The organism is Primorskyibacter flagellatus (assembly GCF_048268605.1).
Lineage (GTDB): Bacteria > Pseudomonadota > Alphaproteobacteria > Rhodobacterales > Rhodobacteraceae > Primorskyibacter > Primorskyibacter flagellatus.
The window spans coordinates 1-20144 of sequence record NZ_JBLWVF010000032.1 but is presented as its reverse complement, the minus strand read 5'-3'; the positions used below and the strand labels follow the sequence as shown (position 1 = coordinate 20144).

The 20144-nt window shown below is 61.3% G+C and carries 15 protein-coding genes and 3 pseudogenes; 13 read left to right on the top strand and 5 right to left on the bottom strand.

The window, feature by feature from the left end; genetic code table 11:
* Window positions 1–185 precede the first annotated feature (185 nt).
* Window positions 186–1154, top strand: a complete 969-nt coding sequence (locus ACN0WV_RS18615; protein WP_417607734.1) for an IS5 family transposase — start codon at window positions 186–188, stop codon at window positions 1152–1154.
* 54 nt (window positions 1155–1208) lie between these two features.
* On the opposite strand, the pseudogene ACN0WV_RS18610 reads toward ACN0WV_RS18615, so the two are convergent.
* Together ACN0WV_RS18610 and ACN0WV_RS18605 are read right to left on the bottom strand one after the other, a co-directional pair.
* A pseudogene (locus ACN0WV_RS18610) lies at window positions 1209–1544 on the bottom strand (IS6 family transposase); the annotation flags it as partial.
* Window positions 1438–1825: pseudogene (locus ACN0WV_RS18605) on the bottom strand (Tn3 family transposase); the annotation flags it as partial. The pseudogenes ACN0WV_RS18605 and ACN0WV_RS18610, both read right to left, overlap by 107 nt.
* Before the next feature lie 567 nt (window positions 1826–2392).
* On the opposite strand from ACN0WV_RS18605, the gene ACN0WV_RS18600 reads away from it, so the two are divergent.
* From ACN0WV_RS18600 to ACN0WV_RS18560, 9 genes are all read left to right on the top strand, one after another.
* Complete coding sequence (locus ACN0WV_RS18600) at window positions 2393–4225, top strand: ABC transporter permease (protein ID WP_084354925.1); 1833 nt, start codon at window positions 2393–2395, stop codon at window positions 4223–4225.
* Between the two features lie 3 nt (window positions 4226–4228).
* Window positions 4229–5347 (top strand): ABC transporter ATP-binding protein, encoded by a 1119-nt coding sequence (locus ACN0WV_RS18595; protein ID WP_084354924.1) that lies wholly within the window; start codon window positions 4229–4231, stop codon window positions 5345–5347.
* A gap of 28 nt (window positions 5348–5375) precedes the next feature.
* Window positions 5376–6503 (top strand): ABC transporter substrate-binding protein, encoded by a 1128-nt coding sequence (locus ACN0WV_RS18590; protein WP_143514673.1) that lies wholly within the window; start codon window positions 5376–5378, stop codon window positions 6501–6503.
* A gap of 64 nt (window positions 6504–6567) precedes the next feature.
* Window positions 6568–7677: an ABC transporter substrate-binding protein gene (locus ACN0WV_RS18585; protein WP_084354922.1), complete on the top strand. Its 1110-nt coding sequence runs from the start codon at window positions 6568–6570 to the stop codon at window positions 7675–7677.
* Between the two features lie 55 nt (window positions 7678–7732).
* Window positions 7733–8857 (top strand): ABC transporter substrate-binding protein, encoded by a 1125-nt coding sequence (locus ACN0WV_RS18580; RefSeq protein WP_235866704.1) that lies wholly within the window; start codon window positions 7733–7735, stop codon window positions 8855–8857.
* A gap of 70 nt (window positions 8858–8927) precedes the next feature.
* Window positions 8928–9794 (top strand): inositol monophosphatase family protein, encoded by an 867-nt coding sequence (locus ACN0WV_RS18575; protein WP_084354921.1) that lies wholly within the window; start codon window positions 8928–8930, stop codon window positions 9792–9794.
* 73 nt (window positions 9795–9867) lie between these two features.
* Window positions 9868–10713, top strand: coding sequence for an inositol monophosphatase family protein (locus ACN0WV_RS18570; RefSeq protein ID WP_084354937.1), 846 nt, complete (start codon window positions 9868–9870; stop codon window positions 10711–10713).
* Complete coding sequence (locus ACN0WV_RS18565) at window positions 10710–11360, top strand: dual specificity protein phosphatase family protein (RefSeq protein WP_084354920.1); 651 nt, start codon at window positions 10710–10712, stop codon at window positions 11358–11360. The genes ACN0WV_RS18570 and ACN0WV_RS18565 overlap by 4 nt, the downstream gene beginning before the upstream one ends.
* Window positions 11357–12910, top strand: a complete 1554-nt coding sequence (locus ACN0WV_RS18560) for a metallophosphoesterase family protein (RefSeq protein ID WP_084354919.1) — start codon at window positions 11357–11359, stop codon at window positions 12908–12910. Before ACN0WV_RS18565 ends, ACN0WV_RS18560 begins: the two co-directional genes overlap by 4 nt.
* Here the strand turns inward: ACN0WV_RS18560 and ACN0WV_RS18555 are convergent.
* Window positions 12907–13926 (bottom strand): LacI family DNA-binding transcriptional regulator, encoded by a 1020-nt coding sequence (locus tag ACN0WV_RS18555; protein WP_084354918.1) that lies wholly within the window; start codon window positions 13924–13926, stop codon window positions 12907–12909. The genes ACN0WV_RS18560 and ACN0WV_RS18555 overlap by 4 nt on opposite strands.
* A gap of 119 nt (window positions 13927–14045) precedes the next feature.
* On the opposite strand from ACN0WV_RS18555, the gene ACN0WV_RS18550 reads away from it, so the two are divergent.
* Window positions 14046–15701 carry a Na/Pi cotransporter family protein gene (locus ACN0WV_RS18550; protein WP_084354917.1) on the top strand — a complete coding sequence of 552 codons (1656 nt, stop codon included), beginning with the start codon at window positions 14046–14048 and terminating at the stop codon, window positions 15699–15701.
* Window positions 15702–16048: 347 nt separating this feature from the next.
* Here ACN0WV_RS18550 and ACN0WV_RS18545 read toward each other — a convergent pair.
* Window positions 16049–18268: pseudogene (locus ACN0WV_RS18545) on the bottom strand (type I restriction endonuclease subunit R); the annotation flags it as partial.
* Between the two features lie 167 nt (window positions 18269–18435).
* Here ACN0WV_RS18545 and ACN0WV_RS18540 point away from each other — a divergent pair.
* Window positions 18436–18840 carry a hypothetical protein gene (locus tag ACN0WV_RS18540; protein ID WP_179141553.1) on the top strand — a complete coding sequence of 135 codons (405 nt, stop codon included), beginning with the start codon at window positions 18436–18438 and terminating at the stop codon, window positions 18838–18840.
* Window positions 18833–19348 (top strand): hypothetical protein, encoded by a 516-nt coding sequence (locus ACN0WV_RS18535; RefSeq protein WP_417607728.1) that lies wholly within the window; start codon window positions 18833–18835, stop codon window positions 19346–19348. Before ACN0WV_RS18540 ends, ACN0WV_RS18535 begins: the two co-directional genes overlap by 8 nt.
* 616 nt (window positions 19349–19964) lie before the next feature.
* Here the strand turns inward: ACN0WV_RS18535 and ACN0WV_RS18530 are convergent.
* Window positions 19965–20144 (bottom strand): hypothetical protein (locus tag ACN0WV_RS18530; RefSeq protein ID WP_417607727.1); only part of this gene is annotated, 180 nt, incomplete at its 5' end.

Below are 20144 nucleotides of genomic sequence, written 5' to 3'. Positions count from 1 at the left end.
ACCTTCGAACACCATACGGGCCCGCGGCATGTGCGAAGCCGCATCATGAGGCCGGATACATGTCAGCACCCGATGACACGCCAAAATCAGCTCTGAAGAATCCTCTTGCGCAAGGGGCGGTTATACATGTTGCACAAATCTCGACCGGGATTCACGTTGGGAGTCCAGTATGATAGCTGGAGGGCATGAGCAGTTGGGCCCCTACGAAGTACAAGACCAAGAACTGGCCTTCGTACAACACAGCGCTGAAGCAACGCGGATCGCTGTCGATCTGGTTTGATCCCGAGATGGTTTGGACGCCTCCGCCAAGCGGCAAGCGTGGTCGGCAACAGCAATTCAGTGACGCCGCAATTCAAACTTGCCTTACGCTGAAGGTCTTGTTTGGTATGCCGCTTCGGCAGACGACTGGGTTTGTCCAGAGCCTGTTGCAGTTGGTTGGACTGAACTGGGCTGTGCCGGACGTCAGCACCTTATGTCGCCGCCAGCGAACACTGAGCGTGAGATTGCCGCATCGCGGATCCAAGGGTCCGCTGAACCTCCTTATCGACAGCACCGGTATCAAAGCCGAAGGAGAAGGCGAATGGAATGCACGCAAGCACGATGGCTCCAAACGGCGCATCTGGCGCAAGATACACATTGGGATCGATGAGAAAACTCTGGAAGTTCGGGCCGTTGAGGTCACTGGCAGCAACATCGGTGACGCTCCCATGCTGCCCGAACTCTTGAACCAAATCCCATCCGATCAGGACATCGGCAGCGTCACCGCAGATGGGGCGTATGACACCCGTAAATGCCATGAGGCGATTGCCGCCAGAAATGCCCATGCGGTGATCCCGCCGCGCAAGAATGCCAAGCCTTGGAAACCCCCTATCGTGCATGCTGGCATGCACTGCCGGGCAATGGACGAGCGCCGGAGCTGTTGCCCGAAACGACGCGGTCAATGCACAACGATACCTGGGCCGGACACTTTGGCGAGCTGGAGTGGATACCACCGCCGAAGTCGCGTCGAAACGAAGATGCATTGTATAAAACTACTCGGCCAATCACTGATGGCGAGGGACTTCGAAAGGCAGGTCGCAGAGATCCACGTCCGTATCTCCGTCCTCAACAGCTACACTGCACTTGGCATACCCGTCACCGAGCCCGTAGCATAAATCCGTCCGGGGAAAGGGGAACCCTGGCTAACATCGGGTTTGTGCAACGAAGCCTGTTTGCAAAAGTATATCGAGAGCGTCGCCATTCGCGTCAATTGCGCGCCACAGCCAATGCTTCTTGCCACCGATCGGGACAACGACTTCGTCCAGATGCCATTTGTCGTTGGGGCGGGGGCGATCGCGCCGGATGCAATTCGCAACATGCCGACCAAATCGATTGACACACAACCGGATGGCTTCCCGGCTGACAATCACGCCCCGCTCAGCCAAAAGGTCCTCGACGTCAGCCGTGCTCAGCGCGAAACGGTGGTACGCCCAAACAGCGTAGGCAATGATTTCGCGAGGGTATCGGAAACCCTTGAGGCGATGCAAACTGGTCGGAGTTCTCATGCCGCCAAAATAGTCCGGTAATGTCGGCGGAACAAGTTGGCAATGCCATCCAACCCATTGCGGCGGCGGCTTGTGACAGCCTGACCGAGGTGCTTGGTGTTCCAGTAAATCATGGGGGTGGTGAGCAGGTTCAGCCCGGCCATCCTGAAATGTTGCCCTTCGGTTGTCCCGTCGCGAATTTCACCTTGGCGGCCAATACCCAGCGCATTCTTGAGGGCGTGATGGGCTTCGCCCTTGTTCAGGCCGATCTGGGCGCGACGTTGCATATCGGCTAGAGAGAGGTAACCCGTATCGAATTTGGTCAAACGGTAACCAATCTGCGGATGAGTGCATGATAATCACCGGCTCGGCCACCGTCTCTAGCGCCTGCACAGGCCACATCTTTGACCAACCCGTGTCAGCGGGATAGATTAATTGTGTCAGAATACCTGAAAACGCTCATGAGAGCGTAGGATCCTGCACTCTCCGGCATCAGACCCCACGTACGTGAACTTCCTGCCTGAGGAAGCCAAAGGCTTTGCGAAGCTAGACTTGATCGCCATATGCACATAGGTGCATTAAAAATAGATATATCGTTTATGAAGATTGTAAGATATTGAAAAACAATAGATATATACTATTAGTATATTGCACACTAGACCATTATTATCAGTATTTGTTTGACAAGCAGGGGTCTCCCCTGCAATCCTGCTTCTTGCTCGGCCGATTTGCAGTTGAGTGCGTTTAAACGGTGCAGAGGGGTGCGCTGGTATGGATCTGTCAAATAACTGACGTGATTGGAGATTATGGGAGGGTGGAATGCGGCGGACGACGTTCGTGCAAGCAATTGCAGTATTAGGGGGAGCGCAATGAGCAAGGCCTCGGATATTTCCGGCCAGACCGGCGGATCGGGTCGGATCACGCGGCTTCGATACCGGACCCGGATCGCGATGCGGGAGCCGACGACGCTGATCGGGCTCTTCATGGCGGCGCTGTTCACCTATCTGATCGTTGTGCCGATCATCTCGATCCTGCTCGACGCGGTACAGACGCAATTCGGCGACGCCCGCCGGACCGACACCGAAGTCGGAGAGTGGACGAGCTACTACCTGAACAGGACGTTTTTCTCGCCCATCGCCCGCGACATGTTCTGGGAGCCGCTGAGGAACACGCTGAGCGTTGCCTTGGGTGCCATAGCGGTGTCGCTTTTCGTTGGCGGCATCCTCGCATGGCTCATCAGCCGCACCGACATGTTCGCGCGGCGCTGGTTTGCAACGGCCCTGATCGTTCCCTACATGCTTCCGGCCTGGACCTTCGCGCTGGCCTGGACAACCCTGTTCAAGAATCGCACGGTCGGTGGCCAGCAGGGATGGTTCGAGGCCATGGGTTTCACGCCGCCGGACTGGCTGGCCTACGGGCAGGTGCCGATCACCATCATTCTGGCGCTGCACTACACACCGTTCATCATCCTGTTGTTCGGGAGTGCGCTGCGTCGCTTCGACAGCCAGCTGGAAGACAGCGCGCAGATGCTGGGTGCCAGCCGCAGCCGCATTGCCTGGTCAATCATACTGCCCTTGATGAAGCCCGCACTGATTTCGGCCATCGTGCTGATCTTTGCCAAGTGCCTGGGCGAATTCGGGGTTGCCTATGTGCTCGGCCTGCCGGTGAAGTTCGACGTGCTTGCCACCTCGCTCTATCGCAATCTCGGGTCGCGACAGACCGGCGTGGCCGGTGTGCTTGCCGCCTCGATCATGATCCTCGGGATCATGACCCTGCTGATCGACGCCTACTTGGTGCGCGAGGCGCGCAAGTTCGTCACCGTCGGCTCCAAGGGTTCGATGAACCGCCTGACACAGCTGCGCAAATTGCGGCTCCCGGCGGCCGGTTTTGCGGCGCTCATCTTTTCTATCAGCGTGGGTCTGCCGGTCTTGACCCTGGCGCTGTCGACAGTGATGCATGTTCCTGCGCGCTTCACTTGGGAAAATTTCACGCTGGATTACTGGCTTGGCACCGGGTTGGACACGGTCGCGTTGCAGCAGGGCATCCTGTTGACGCCCGAGTTGTGGAGCGCGGCGTGGAACACCTTGTGGATCGTCGGGTCGGCCTCTGTGGTGTCGGGCTTGCTCGGGCTGCTGGTGGGCTATGCGGTGGTGCGCACTCCGTTGCGTCCCTTGGCCACCTTTCTACGCCAGGTCACGTTTTTCCCCTACCTCGTTCCGGGGATCGCTTTTGCGGCCGCTTACCTGTCGCTCTTTGCGGTCCAGCGCGGACCTGTTCCGGCGCTTTACGGGACCATGGCGATCCTGATCCTTGCGCTCATTGCAGACCAGATGCCCTATGCCTCCCGGGCCGGTATCTCGGCGATGATGCAACTGGGCAAGGAACCTGAAGAGGCGGCACAGGTCGCAGGCTCCGGCTGGTTCCACCGCATGACCCGCATCGTGGTGCCGATCCAGAAAGGATCGCTGGTGACGGGCGTGTTGCTGCCGTTCATCTCGGGGATCAAGGGCCTGAGCCTCTTTGTGGTGCTGGCGGTGCCCTCCACCGACGTGCTGACAACCTATTCGCTGCGGCTCGTCGACTACAACTACACACAGGCCGCCAACGCGGTGGTCCTGATCATCGCGGCGCTGGCCTACTTCGGCACGGTCGCAGCACAGAAACTTACCAAAACAAACCTTGCCGAAGGCCTGGGAGGATAAGTCATGCCGGGAATAACGCTTAAAAACGTCAAGAAAAGCTACGGCGCATACGAGGCCATTCACCATCTGGACCTGGAGGTCGCTGACGGAGAGTTTCTGTGCCTGCTCGGTCCCTCGGGCTGCGGCAAGACCACGACGCTGCGGATGATTGCCGGGCTGGAAAACCTTTCGAGCGGCGAGTTGGCGGTGGGCGAGCGTGTCGTCGACTGCCCCGAGACCGCGAGCTTTATCGCGCCGGAAAAGCGCGGCATGGGACTGGTGTTTCAAAGCTATGCGCTCTGGCCGCATCTGACCATCGAGCAGAATGTTGAGTTCGGGCTGAAACTGCGCAAGGTCGCCAAGGTGGAGCGGCAAAAGTGCACGACAGACGTGATGCAGTCGCTGGGGATCGAGCAATACCGCGCGCGCTATCCGTCGCAATTGTCCGGCGGCCAGCAGCAGCGCGTGGCACTGGCGCGGATGTTGGCGGTGAACCCCGATGTGCTTCTGCTAGACGAGCCGCTGTCCAACCTCGATGCCCGCCTGCGGCTTGAGATGCGGGCCGAGCTGAAGCGGATCCACGACAAGTTCTCGACCACCATCGTCTTTGTCACCCATGACCAGTGGGAGGCGATGACCCTTGCCGACACGATCGCGGTGATGAACGAGGGGACGTTGCAGCAGTTGGGCACGCCCGACGATATCTACGAACGGCCCGCCAACAGGTTTGTCGCCGAGTTCGTCGGCAGCCCGCCGATCAACATCCTTGAATTTGGCGGGACGGGTGAACTGGTCCAGGAGGCGATGCGCTTTCTCGCCAAGCAACATCCCGAGATTTTCGACATCGGTTCCGTCGGTATCCGGCCCGAGGCGATCTCGCTTGTCTCCGGCAAGGAGGCGCTTGCCACAGGCGATTTCGGCGCACCGGCATGTGTTGCGGCGATCCTGCCCACCGGAGGAAGCTGGATCATCGAGCTCGAAACCGGGGGGACCACGATCTTCATGAATACCCATGTCGCGCCCAGCGTGCGCGAGGGCGACCGGATGTGGTTCCGGGTAGAGGCCCATGCGCTGAATGTCTTTGACACCCAGGGCGACCGAATTCGAGCAGCGGACGACGCATTTTCGGTGGCGGCCGCGTGACACAACGTTTTTCAGGGAGGAGAAACACTTGACCATAAAACAAAAATCAACCACCGCGCTGCCCTTGGCCGTGCTGGCCCTCGGGATCGCACTTGGCGGCGCAACGCAGGCACAGGACGCAGAGTTCGACCTCGACGCGCTGGTGGAGGCGGCCAAGGCAGAGCCGCCGATCACTGTCTATGCCGTGACCGGCAAGATCGTTCGGACCGCCGAGGCGTTCACGAAGCTCCACGGTGTTGAGGCGACCGGTAAAAAGGTGAACGAGGCCGACCAGATCGACCTCATGATCCGCGAATTTCGGGCCGGAAACATCGTGGGCGATCTTGGCGTGGCGGGCGATGTCGGCTCTATCATGGGTCAACTGATCCCCGAGGGGATCGCCGAAAGCTGGCTGCCGCCCGACCTGGCATCCGGCATCGCAGAAGGACAACAGGATCCGTTGGTCGTGGTCTCGGACCCGCATGTCTGGGCCTATTCGACCGAGGCCTATGACAGCTGTCCGGTCTCCAACGTCTGGGCGCTGACCGAGCCCGAATGGAATGCCAAGGTGGCCATGCTCGACCCGCTGGTAAAGCCCAATTACGCCGACTGGTTCAACCAGCTTGAAACCCATCACGACGATGCGATGGCCAAAGCCTATGAGGCGCATTTCGGCACACCGATCGACCGGTCTGAGCAAAGCGCGACACAACAATGGGTGCGTCTCTATGCCGCCAATGCACCGCTGTTGGGTGACAGCACGTCGGTGGCCGAAGCGGTGGGTGCCGTCGGCCAGGAGGCACCGTTCTTTGGCATCATGTCGACCGCCAAGTTCCGTTCCAACACCAGCGGCGAGACCGCGCTTGGCATCTGCGCCGGGATGGCACCCTTTGCCGGCTGGCTGTATCCGGGTCTAGCGATGATGGCGTCCGGCACCGAAAGCCCGAACGCGGTGAAGCTTTTCGTGCACTACCTGCTGTCCGAAGAGGGCATCGCACCGATGTCGGTCGATGGCAAGGTTTCGTCCAACAGCGCCGTGCCCGCCAACGCGGAAGAGGTTTCCGGGGTCGCGGACTACATGGACGAGTTGATGGTCTATGACACCACGACAGCCGCCGAGGACTTTGACAAACGGCAGGACTGGCAGGATTTCTGGCGCATTCACTACAGCCGATGACACCTCACCCTGCCCGCCAAAGAAGCGGGCAGGGTGCATGTATCAACTGGAGGAGAAAAGAGACATGAAACGGATCGTAACCACAACGGCCAGCGCGATGGCCCTCGGAATGATTGCCCTGGGGGCGCACGCCGAGGAATTCAGCCTTGACGCTTTGATCGAGGCGGCCAGGGGCGAACCGCAACTGGCGGTATTCGACAGCACCGGCAAGATCGTGACGATGGCAGAGGATTTCGCCGCGAAATACGATCTGGATGCCGTCGGCCAGAAGGTGAAGGCCCATGCCCAGCTCGAGATGATGGCGCGCGAGGCGATGGCTGGCAATGTGCAGGGCGACGTGTCGATCATTTCAGACGCACCGGCCGCGATTGCGCAGTTGCTGCCGAATGAATTCGGCGTCAGCTGGGTGCCGCCGGACCTCGCAGACGTGATCGAAGAGCGCTACCAGGATCCGCTGGTGGTTGTCACCATGGCCAATGTCTGGACCTACAACACCGAGCTTTATGACACCTGCCCGGTGTCGAACGTTTGGGAACTGACCCAGGACGCGTGGCGCGGCAAGGTGGCGATGCAGGACCCGCTGAACAAGTCGGTCTACACCGATTGGTTCAACCAGATCGAGTCGCACGGCGACGACGAACTGGCCGCCGCCTACGAGGATTTCTTCGAAGAGCCGCTCGACCGGTCCGAACAATCGGCCGCCAAGCAATGGATCGCCATGCTGGCGGCAAACGCGCCGCTTCTGGGCAGTTCGGACAGCAACGCGGCAGAGGCCGTCGGCGCGCCGGGACAGAAAGAAGGCTTCATGGGGCTGATGAGCTCTGCCAAGTACCGCGAAAACGCCGCTTCGGATTTTAAGCTTGGCCTGTGTGACGGTATCAAGCCGTCGCTGGGCTTTACCAATGCCGGTGTCGGCTTGATCGCGTCCGGGACGGACAGTCCGAACGCCGCGAAGCTGTTCATCCACTACGTGATGACGGCCGAGGGCATCGCACCCCAGGCCGATGACGGCAAGATGTCGTCCAATACCGAGGTGGGTCTGCCCGATGGCGAACCTTCGGGGATCGGCGCGGCCTGGGATCAGCTGCTGACCTATGACCTGTCCACGGCGGTCGAGGACTTCGACACGCGTCAGGACTGGCAGGATTTCTGGCGTCTGACCTACGAACGCTGACCAATCGCGCCGGGCGGATCCTCCGCCCGGCGACCATCAGGGGAGGAGACTCGAAATGAAGAATGTCAACAAGCCCGCCATGCGCAGCGCCGCCCTGGCGCTCGGTGCCGCACTGGTTGTGCCGATGCTTGCCCAGGCGGAAGAGGCCGGCCTCGACGCGCTGATCGAGGCAGCCAAGGCGGAACCGCAACTGACCGTCTATGACAGCACCGGCAAGATCGTGACGGTCGTCGAGAACTTTGCGGAGAAGTATGGGCTCGACGCAATCGGCCAGAAGGTCAGTGCGACGGCGCAGCTCGAAATGGTGATCCGGGAATCGCAGGCCGACAACGTCAAGGGCGACGTGCTGATGATCACCGACGCCCCGGCGGCGCTGGCGCAGTTGATCCCGCAGGGGTTCGTTCACAGCTACCTGCCGCCCGACATGGCCGACGTCATCCCGACCATCTACCAGGACCCGATGACCGCGACGACGAATGCCAACGTCTTTGCCTACAATACCGAGGTCCATGATAGTTGTCCGGTCTCCAATATCTGGGAGCTGACCGACGAGGAGTGGACTCGGAAGTTCGCCATGATCGATCCGCTGACCAAGGCAAGCTACACTGACTGGTTCAGCCAGATGGAAAGCCACCACGACGACGCGGTCCGTGACGCCTATGAAGCGCATTACGGCAAACCGTTGGTCACGGAGTTCGACAGCGCCACCAAGCGCTGGGTCGCCGACCTTGGCGCAAACGCGCCGTTGGTGACCGATGGCGACGACAATACCTCTGCTGCGGTCGGCGCGCCGGGGCAGGAGACCCCGTTCTTCGGGCTGATGTCCTCGGCCAAGTTCCGTGACGTTGAGGCCAAGGGCCACAAGATGGCGATCTGCGACACGTTGGAGCCCTGGGTCGGCTGGACCTATTCCAAGCTGGCGCTAATAGCCTCGGGCACCGACAGCCCGAACGCGGCCAAGCTGTTTGTGCATTTCATCCTGACCGAGGAAGGCATCGGCCCGCAGATGGTGGACGGCAAGGTGCCGACGAATTCGACGATATCGATGCCCGCGAACGAGCCGTCGGGGATCATCGATCTTTGGGACAACCTGCTGGCCTACGATTCCGCAACCGGGCTGGCAGACTGGGACTCCCGCCAGGATTGGCAGGATTTCTGGCGCATCCACTACAGCCGCTGACCTCCCTCGCGGCATCGCTCCGGGGCCAAGCAGGGCCCCGGGACACATAGGAAACGAAGGATTGCTAGACATGACCGGCACCAACAAGTCTGCCATACCTGCGGCCGCGCGCTTGCGCGAGGTCGCCGAAACCGTGGCACGGGCGGCGGGGGATTTGCTGCCCGGGGTATTCCGCGCCGAGATGCACGTGGACTACAAGGCCGACCTGCACGACCCGGTGACCGTGCACGACCAGCGGACCGAGACCTTGATCCGCGAGCATCTTCTGACCGAGGTTCCCGGCTCTGCCATCATTGGCGAAGAGGGGGGAGAAATCGGTGAAGGCCCGGTGAAGTGGTTCGTGGACCCCATCGACGGCACCTCGAACTTTGCCGCGGGTCTCGCCTTCTGGTGCGTCTCCATCGGAGCCGTGGTCGATGGTCGGATTACCGCCGGGGCTGTCTATGACCCGATGGCCAAGACCATGTTCTCTGCGGATACGAGCGGCGCCTGGCTGAACGGCGCGCCGCTGCACTGCCCCGCGGGACGCGAAGAGGCGCGCGCGACGCTGATTACCGGCTATCCGGTGCAACGCGATTTCCGGCTCGAAGGCCGGGACTCCGCGCTGGCCGGGCTGGGGGATCTGGTCTCGGCCTTCTCGACCTTGCGCCGCCCCGGCAGCGCCGCGCTCAGCCTTTGTCACGTGGCGGCCGGTTGGGCCGATGCCGCCGCCGGCTTTGGCGTCAACGCCTGGGACGTCACGGCGGCGATCCTGATACTCGAGCGGGCCGGTGGCAGCTATCATCCCCTGACGCTGGGCAAGCAGCCGGACGGGACTCCGGCGCATCATTGCCCGGGTTACGTGGCCCAGGGCCCGGGCGCGCGCTATCCGACCCTGCACCGCATCGCCGAAGCCGTGGATGCCCGTCGCCGGGCCGGGGCCATGGCACCCGCCTGACAACGAACCGCATTCTTGCCGACACCCAAAGACCCGCGCCCGCGCGCTTTTTCTCGAACGGAGCCTTTACTGCATGGACCAAGCAGCCAAACCCGCGGACAAGCATATTGTCGAACGTGCCAACCTGTGCCTTTCCCTGATTCAGAGTGCCGGACGGATCGCCCTTGACGGCTTCCGTCGCCGCGACACCGACGAAATCGCGATGAAGGGATCGCAGGATTTTCTGACCGAGACCGACGCCGCTGTCGAAGAACACCTGCGCGCCGGGATCGCCGCCGCCTTGCCCGGGGACGAATTTCTCGGCGAGGAGACCGGGGGCTCGGTGACGGGCCGTTCGGTATGGGTGGTCGATCCGATCGACGGGACCGCCAATTTCGCCCGGAGGATACCGCATTTCTGCATCTCGGTTGCCTATGTGCGCGACGGCATCACGGAAATCGGTGCGGTCTTCTCGCCTGCGACGGATGAGCTCTGGTTCGCCCGGCGCGGCATGGGCGCATCCTGCAACGGGCAGCCCATCCACGTGGCCGGAACCCGCACCTTTGCCGCCGCCTGTCTGGAGCTTGGCTGGAACAATCGACGCCCGCAGCAGGAATACCTTTCGGTTCTGAACCGGCTGCTGGATCATGGTGCCAACGTGCGCCGGGGTGCGTCGGGCGCGCTGGGGCTGGTATATGTCGCAGATGGCCGCTCTGACGGATATGCCGAACTTCACATGAACGCCTGGGATTGCCTGGCCGGTCTGCTGCTGGTCGAAGAGGCCGGTGGCCGTGTCAGTGATCTGCCCGAGGACGGGTTGAGCAACGGTGGCGCGGTGCTGGCCGTCGTGCCCGCGTTGGCACCCGAAATCAGCGCGTCGACGGGTATTCCGCTGGCGTCGCACTCGAATTCAACTGACCGTGCAAGGATGATCGCATGAACCAGACCTCTCCGCAAAGCAACGTGCCCCACTACGACCGCCCCGAGATCAGCCTGATCGAGGAGCGACTCGAGCCCTATGGTGTCGCGGTTTATGTCGGCGGTCGTGAAGGCATGTCGAACCTGCCGCTCTTGCGCGAGCGGGGGATCAGCACTGTCATCAATTGCGCGGTCAATCTTGACGTGAACCTTGTCGATGCGCCGGACCCATCCGTCGGAGAGGGCCACCTGACCTATGGGCACGGGGCCTTTCGCTATTACAAACTTGGCCTCGTGGATGGCGCGGGAAACGCCGAGACGATGATGCTGGCGGGGTATTATCAGCTTGTTGGCGCGCTGTCGCAGATCCTACCGGAACGCTCCTCTTATCCGCTGCGCGAACGCGGCAACGTCTTGGTGAACTGTCGCGGCGGGCGCAGCAGGTCGGTTGCGTTGGTGGCGCTGCTTTTGCACAAGCAGATGCCGGACCGCTATCCGACGATGGACGCCGCGCTGGAGCATGTCCGCATCCGGCGCCAGCTGCGCCATGACGAATGGTTCGAGGCACCCAAGCCGATGCTGATCGAAGCGGCCTGCACGGCCTCTGACTGGATTGACCGGATCGGCCACCGCGACCCCGAACAGGCGGATACCGGCCAGACGAAATGATCCGTATCGCCGTCCTGTCCGATCCACATCTGCACGACGTCCGTTTCGGTGAGCCTGCAGGTGTGCCGGCTTTCGTGCGCTCATTGGCCGACAGCCTGCATTCGACCCGCGTCTTCAACGAAAGCGAGGCCGCGGTTCGCGCCGCGCTTGACGCGGTTGCGGCAGAGGGGATACGCCTGTGCATGATCGTGGGCGATCTGACGGATGACGGGCAACCGGCGAACTGGCAAGCGGTGTCCGACCTTCTGGCCGATTACACCCGGTGCCACGGCATCCGCTTTTTCGCAACCCCCGGCAATCACGACCAGTGGTCGATGACCGGCAAGCCACTGGCGAAAAACATGGTGGATGCCGACGGCGGCGTCCGGGCGTGTGCGGGGCGGGACTTTCCGCATTGCGAGGGCGCAGATATCTGCCCGGGTATGCGCATGGTCGGATATCACGACATGATGGCCTGTGCTGGCGAGCTTGGCTATCACCCGCAGCGCGCCGACCTCCACTGGGAAACCCCTTTTGGCACGGCACCCGATCCGGCCCGCCGCGCGTCCGCCTGCGATCTTTCCTATCTCGTGGAGCCGGTCGAGGGTCTGTGGCTGTTGTCCATCGACGCCAATGTCTACCTGCCCGACGGGCAGGGCGGGTACAGCGATTGCAGCAAGGAAGGCTGGAACGCCGTCCTGCGGCACAAGTCCTACCTGCTGGACTGGATGCGCGACGTGGCAGGGCGGGCAGGGGCCGCGAACAAGCGGCTGGTGGCCTTCTCTCACTACCCGGTTGTCGACGTCTTCCACGGGTGCACGACGGAACTGGCAAGACTGCCCGGCTCGCGCGCGGGCGCGCGCAGGATGCCGGAACCCGAGGTGACACGGGCCATCGCGGCCACCGGTCTGCAATCGCATTTCAGCGGCCACTGGCACGTGGACTCCACGGCCCAGGCGGAGCAAGGCGGGTTGGTCAATGTCTCGGTTCCCTCGACCGTGTCCTATCCCGCAGGCTGGAAATGCCTTGAACTTTCCGCCGAGGGTGCGAGTATTGGCGATCGGCCCTTGGACGCGGTGCCGGATTTCGATGCCTGGTTCAGCCGCTACCGCGCCGAGGCTGCCCGGACGAGGCACGGGAGTTCGGTAATGGATGCGGCGGATTATCGGCAGTTTCTCGACCGGCAGTTCCGTACCGTCGTGCTGAAACGGCGTCTGTCCGAAGACTGGCCGCTCGGGATGCGGACGATGGTGGAGAACGACAGCCTGGCCGATATGGTCTCGCGGTTGGGACCTGTCGAGATGGGCCTGCCAGATATTCCCGCCGCCGATGTCTTCGTTGACTGGTACAGGTTGCGCGAGGCCGGGGGCGGTGCCGTGGCCGACGTGAGCCCGGAGCGGCATGCGCTTTATACAGAGCTGATGCGGACCTATGGCCACCGGGACTTTGCGCCGGGATCGGACGAGGCAGTTGTTGTCGTCTTCTTGCGCACGCTCGGGCTGCTGCTGGGCGGCGCTGACAACAAACGGGCGGCTCTTGATCGACTCCGGGCGGTTGCTGTTCCGTGCTAGCCCATCCGAACAGTCTTGCGCCAGACCGGGAGAACCTCGAACGCGGAGTCGCTGCCGCTGGAATCCGAGGTCAGGATCTCGGCGATGCGTTCGACCATTTCATCCATGGGTTGGCGAAAGGTCGTCAGCTCATAGGCCGACCAGCGCGCCTGCGGCACGTCGTCAAAGCCGATGACACAGAGATCGCCGGGGATATCGATGCCAAAGATGTTGCGCGCGGCATCCATGAAGCCGAAGGCCAGAAGGTCGGTGACGCAGAACACCCCGTCAGGCGGGTTGGACCGCCCCAGAAGCACCCGCGCGGATTCGAGCCCGGTGTCGTAGCTTGTCGGGCCGATCCGTGTGACGTCGATCTCGATCCCGAGCTCGGCGGCCGCCTCGGAGAAGGCCTCTTCGCGCGAGGTGATCGACGTGGTCCGTGCCTGCGACGAAACACAGACCAGCCGCGTACAACCCGCCCGGCGCAGCAAGGCCAGCGCTTCGCGGCAGGCGACGGTATTGTCGATGCGTATGCGCTCGACCCCCTCGGCATCATCATCACGGTTGACCAGCACTACGCGCTGGCCGTTCGACAGACAGCTTTGCACCAGTTTCGCGGGCGGTGCCCCGCTCAGCACGACAGAAGCCTCCGCCCGGTAGTGCAGGCTTTGCCGCAGGGCCTGGCTGACGCTGTCCTCATCGCCGCCGGTATTGATGATCATGGCCACTTTGCCGTGCAGCTGAAGCTGCCGGGTGACCTTGTCGATCATCGCGCTGTGGTAGGGCTGGCCGACATCTGCCGCGATCAGACACACGATCTTGGAGGGCTCGCCCACCAGTCCCCGCGCCAGCATGTTGGCATGATATCCGAGTTCTTCGGCGGCTTTCAGGACCTTTCGCCGCGTCGCAGGCGCCACGCTGCCGGCACCGGAAAAGGTGCGCGATACCGCCGAGCGGGACACGCCGGCGCGTTCCGCTACCTCGTTGGCGCTGACATAAGAGGCTCTGTCGCCGCGGCGCGTGGTCGGTCCGGTCATGCACTGCCTTTGCAAATGGTTGTAACTATGTTCACTCGGCAACTTAGTGTCTGCCCCTGCAGGCCTCAAGCGAAAGCTGACGACGGTCCGAATCGGTGCCCATTCGGCTGGGGGGCGGCATGACTTCGGCCCTTCAGCTTATCGAACTGCTGGGTGCCGGTGCGCTGGTGCTTTGGGCCTTGCGCATAGTGAAATCAGGCGTGCTTTCGGGTTTTGGCGCATCGCTGCGCCAGGGGATTGCGAAGGGTACCGGCAACCGCGTTGTCGCCGCGATATCGGGCCTGTTCGCCACCATTCTGGTGCAATCCTCGACTGCGACGGCAGTGATCGCGGCTTCGTTCGTCTATCGCAATATCGTCGCGCCACGCATGGCACAGGCGGTTCTTCTGGGGGCCAACCTGGGCACCGCACTGACAGCTGCAATACTGGTAAACGATCTGCATTGGCTGTCGCCGGTGCTTGTCTTGTCCGGCGTCGTGACCCATTCGCGCAGCCGGTTGGCGCGGGGTCGCGGCATCGGCGAGGCATTGATCGGGCTGGGGCTGATGCTCTTTGCGCTGGATCTGCTTGGCACCGCCACCGAACCGTTGCAAGCGGCCGAGGTCACCGCGGCCATTCTCTCGGCGCTGGATCAGGGACCGATCTTTGGCCTGCTTCTGGCCGCAATACTTGCCTTCGCCTCGTCATCCAGCCTGGCGGTCGTGCTTTTCATCGCCATGCTTGCCGAGGCCGGAACGATTACCCCGTCACTGGTGGTGGCGTTGGTGGCCGGTGCCAACCTGGGCGGCGCTGTGCTGCCCTGCCTTGCCGTGGCCTCTGAAGGACCCGAGGCAAGACGGCTCGTCAACGGGAACCTCACCGTAAGGGGAACCGGCGCGTTGGTCGCGCTGGTCACGGCTAGCTTCACCGGGCCGTTGCTGGCGGACCTTCTGCCTTCGGTGGGGTGTATCGCCATCGTTGCGCACCTGGGCTTCAATGCCATCCTGTTGCTGCTTTTCCTGCCTCTGCTGGGTCCGTTCGAGCGCATCACGAGGCAGATCTGGCCTGACCCTGATGCCGAGCAGGGCGCGCCGTCCTATCTTGACGACGCGGCGCTCGACACGCCCGCACTGGCGCTTGGCGGCGCTGTGCGCGAGGTCTTGCGGATCGGCGACAATGTCGCCCTGATGATGGAGCTCAACCTGCGATCCCTGCTGGTCGACGATCCGGAGGCCAGCCGCGAAATCGCCAGGCTCGACGATCGTGTCGACGCCGCGCTGTCCGAGGTGAAGATGTATTTCCTTCGGCTGGGTCGCAAGGAACTGCCGGAGAGCGCCAGTGCGCGCATGCGCGAAGTCCTGTCCTACGCGATCAACCTTGAACACGTGGGTGACATCATTGACCGTGATCTGTCAGAGATGGCGCGCAAGAAAGCAGAGCGGCAGGTGAAATTCTCTGCGGCGGGCGAGGAAGAGATAGGTGAGCTCTATCGCAAGACCCTGCTGAACCTCGAACTGGCGCAATCCGTCTTCCACAGCCGCGATATCGCTCTCGCGCGGCGGCTGACGGCCGAGAAGGTCCATGTGCGTCAGATCGAGGAGCGGTCACAGAAGCGCCATATCGCGCGACTGCAGGCGGGACAGCCCGAAACGCTTGGATCCACGACCCTGCATCTTGATATTCTGCGTGACCTGAAACGCATCAACGCGCATATCGCGGCGGTGTCATACCCGATCCTTTCGGAGGCCGGAGAATTGTCGGCCAGCCGCGTGCTTTCGCTGCAGGACGTCAACTGACGGATCGAAAAACGGGTCCGATATGCGATGAGTTCCTTGACGAGCCCTGGGAAGCCGCGATCTATGCCGTACTGCACCAGAACCCCGGTGACGCAGGCGAGGCGCTGTCGCTTAGCACTAAAATGTAATAATGCAGTCGTTCTGACGCACTTTAGCATTTTAATCTGGGAATCTTTGGAGACTGACTTGATATCAGCTGCAATTGTCGCGGCGGTCCGCACTCGAACGTCGGAGAGACGAGATGGTCGGTTGCCACGACGAGGCGGGTCCCGTTTTCTCCAAGCAGGTGACACCGCGAGATCGTCGATCTCGTATCCGGCTTGGGTTTGTGAAGCGAGGTCCGCGTAATCCTGGATCGACGTGTCCAGTTCAGCAAGAATCCCGCGATAGTCGATCAAGTACCCGAATTGTTTGGCCTCATGCAGACGGTTCACTCGCGCGATAGCCTGAAGCAGGTTATGACCCTTGAGGTGTTTGTCGATATAAAGGACGGCGTTTCGGGGTTCGTCAAAGCCGGTCAGCAGCTTGTCCACGACGATCAGGATATCCGGTGCGCCATCGGTGCCAAACCGTTCGATGACATCAGTTTCATAGACGTCCGCATCATTGCCAACATTCATTTTCCACCAGGTCTGCACCTCAGGTGTCTTTGCATCATCTGTATCATCATGACCTTCACGGGTGTCGGGGGCCGAGATCACAACCGCGCTGGTCACGAGGCCAGTTTCATCGAGTGCTTTCTTGTACCGGATCGCAGACAGCTTACTGTCAGTCGCCAATTGCGCCTTCAAGCCGAGCTTCAGCTTGGTAAAGTTCTCGGTGAAATGGATCGCGATGTCGTAGGCGATCAGGTCGATACGATTGGCCGCTCCATATATCTGACCACGGCTGGAATACTTCTGCTTCAGATCGGACTTCTGGCTGTCCGATAACCCGGTTGTGATCTTGTCGAACCAAGAATCGATAGCAGCATCATTGATATCAACAACGGGCCGACGTTCCTCATAAACCAATGGGGTGACCGCTCCGTCCTCGACGGCATCCTGCATGGTATAAGCGTGAAGGATCGGGCCGAACTTGTTACGGGTTTTGTCTTCTTTCAGCAGCGGCGTTCCCGTGAAGGCGATGAAGGCTGCGTTGGGCAGTGCCAGCCGCATCCGCTCATGGTTCTCGCCGCCCTGGCTGCGATGCCCCTCATCGACCAGAACGATGATTTTGTCAGAGGTGTTCTTGCACTCCGGCAGCTTGGTCGCTGAGTTGAACTTCTGAAGCAGCGTGAAGATGATCCGTTCTGACCCAGAACCAATACGTTTGGCCAGATCGCGACCGGACTGCACCTTGGAGGTCTCACCCTCCTTCTTGGTCGCCACCGCAGACCCGAAGGCCCCACCCGTCATGAACGTTGCCGCAAGCTGTTTCTCAAGGTCCACACGATCTGTGACAATGATGATGCGACATCCGGCGAGCTCTGCGTCCAACAGCAGCGCCTTTGTCAGGAACACCATCAGGTTCGACTTGCCCGAACCTGTGGTGTGCCAGATAACGCCGCCCTCACGGCTGCCATCGGGCTTCTGGTGGGATACCTGGGTCAGGATGGCCTTGGCCCCCTGTACCTGCTGATACCGCGCCGCGATCTTGCCCAGTTTCCGGTCGAAGAAAATGAACCGTCTGGTGAAATCCAGCAGGCGGTCAGGCCGCAGTAGGCTGATGATCAGCCTGTCCTGCTCTGTGGGCCACACGGGTCCGCTGTGGAGACTGTCAAAGTCGTCGCGCATCCACTTGGGCTTGTCGGCGAACAGCGCCTCTCTCTGAGCCTCTGACAGGGGCGTGGACTTCACGGCCTGCATCTGACCTTCCGTGATCTCTTCCTCGGTCCATGCTCCCCAGAACTTCTTATCCGTGCCCGTGGTGCCATAGCGCCCATTATTGCCAGAGATCGACAGCAGCAGTTGCGAATAGGCATAGAGGTCCTGAATGCCGTCGGTTTTTTGGTTTCTCAGGTGCTGGCTGATGCCTTCATCCACCATCGCTTTGTCCTTGGTCGATGACACGGGCCGCTTCGCCTCGATCACCACCAGGGGGATGCCGTTCACATAACAAACCACATCGGGCCGAAACCGCCCCATGCCAGCAGGCCGCTCAACGCTGAGTTCTTCGGTGACCTGAAGGATATTGGCGGCGGGGTCCGCCCAGTCGATCAATGGCACAGTGACGGAAGTGCGCTGGCCATCCACGAACTCGGTGACCGTGATGCCCAACGTCAGGTGCTTGTAGATCGCCTCATTTGCAGGGATCAGCCCTTCGTTCAGGCCCGTGGCGCTGATCTCGCGCACCACCTGATCAATGCCACCAGCAGAGAGCGGATAGGTCTGGCCCTTGAAGTCGAACCGATGCCCCTTGAGCCGTTCCCGCAAGATAGGCTCCAGCAACACACCGCGTTCCGACCCTCGCAAGGCGAGTGCATCGGTGGGGTTAAGATACTCCCACCCCATGGAAATCAGCACATGCAAAGCTGGCAGCTTGGAGGCCGCCTCTTCACGGGTGTCAGGGGTACGGGAAAATGTCATGAACAAACGGCCTGTCGGGAAAAAATTTGCGTTACGATAACCTGTGCCCTATATAAAGGCCAAGGATTGACGCCTATGATACCCGCTCAGCCGATCTTGTCCTTCTCGACACGCCCGGCTTCGCCACGAAAGCGCTGGACCAGTTGCTGGCCGTGTCGGACTTTGTCATGTCCCCCTTGCAGCTGTCGCAGCCGGACGCTGTCTCTGCCGCCGCCACACGCGAGTGGATGGAGGCGTTCTACCTCCGTCTTGGTGCGGGGTCACCGCGGCCTTCGCACTGTTTCGTGGCAAACAATATCAAGAACCTGTCGCGGCTTTCGGTGACCGGGCGGAAATATCTCGAGCGCGCGCGGAAGGATCTTCCGGTCGTCAAGACGATGGTGCCACATCGCGCCACACTGGCCATGATGACAGACAAGGGACCGCTCGGCGAGATCATCAAGCATCAGATCTCGGAGGGCTACGACGGCGCCCGGATCACCGCCGGGCACAGCACCGAACTTCTGGAACTGGCGATGCAGGTGATGAACGATGTCCTGTCGCACAATGTCTGGGAGGCCGAGGATGCCTAAACCCAAAGCCCAGGTCCTACACCCCGACACAACAGGCGCGGCCATTCATATTGGTGACAGGAAGCGCCTTGACCAATCAAGTGTGAACCCTGTCCAGCTACCTGACACAGCGGCGGCGGCGAGGGGAACGGGAACGGAGAGAAAGAAAAAAACGATCGTCTCTCAAAGCCCGCAAACGCATCTGCACATCGCTGAAAAATACCTCTCCGAGATCGAGGAGCACCAGGCCAGAACAGGCGTCTCGCAGGACGACATCATCAAGCTGGTGGCCATCGCGCTGTCCAGCATCTACAGGTTCGACATGCCAGACAGGGAATGGATTGCCACACGAAAGGCGGCCAAGGGCGTACTTGTCCGCTACGCCATCCCGCAAGAGTTCGTCGACGCCTATAATCGAAAATTCAACCCTCTCGGCGTGAAGCCACAGACGCACCCCTACTATGCCTGGGCCGCACAGCACGAGGACGCCGTCTACCCGACGATCCTCGATAGGTTGAAAAGCATCTGAACCGGCCTGCCAGCGGGCAATTGCACGACGTACACAGCTTCGGCAAGCGGCACGACAGCGTCGGCCTTGTCACCGTTATCAGGACCGCAAACCAGAGGGCCAATGGCGAGACACGACGCATCGTCACCTCAGCGTATGGGCCCCAATGTTTCCTAAAAAACAAGACCATTCCGCGGAAGCAAACAACTAGCCCACTGGATAGCAGCACCACGCAAAATGAGGCAGAACCAAAATTAGCTGCCAAGCGAGAGCTTAGTGTCCGCGTCCGGGGGTCAGACCGAACACGCATGTGTTCGGACCGAACCGCGGGCGGGCGCAAACCCCACCGACAGGGCGGACAGGCAGGGTCAAGGAGGGCCAGATTTGGGTCCCCAAATCTCTGCCGCAAAAACCGGGAGGCCCTGGCCGATAGGTTTTGTGGATGGCCCCCTTGAGGCTGACTGACCGGTCTGTCGTGGCCAGACTATCCCGAGCGGCGATCGTCCTTTGAGCGCGCGGTGACCGGCACCAAGGGGAGGTCGCTGTTGGCGATCACCCGCGCCGGTGACGGCATCCCTGGAACAGGGATCGGGCCGCCCCAAGATCGTCCTGGGGCGGCCCATCCTCGTCAGAGGATTTAGTCCTGAGGGTCCTTTGCGCTCGGCGGGAACATCACCAGCTCCGAAACCGCGACGGGGAAGTCGAGCTTGAGGCTGAAGAACTCCGAGCCGTCCCCGTTGCGGGTGTTGCGGAACATCGCACCCACGCGCTGAAAACGGGTGCGCTCCTGGCCATCGGTGTCGGTGAACTTGACGGG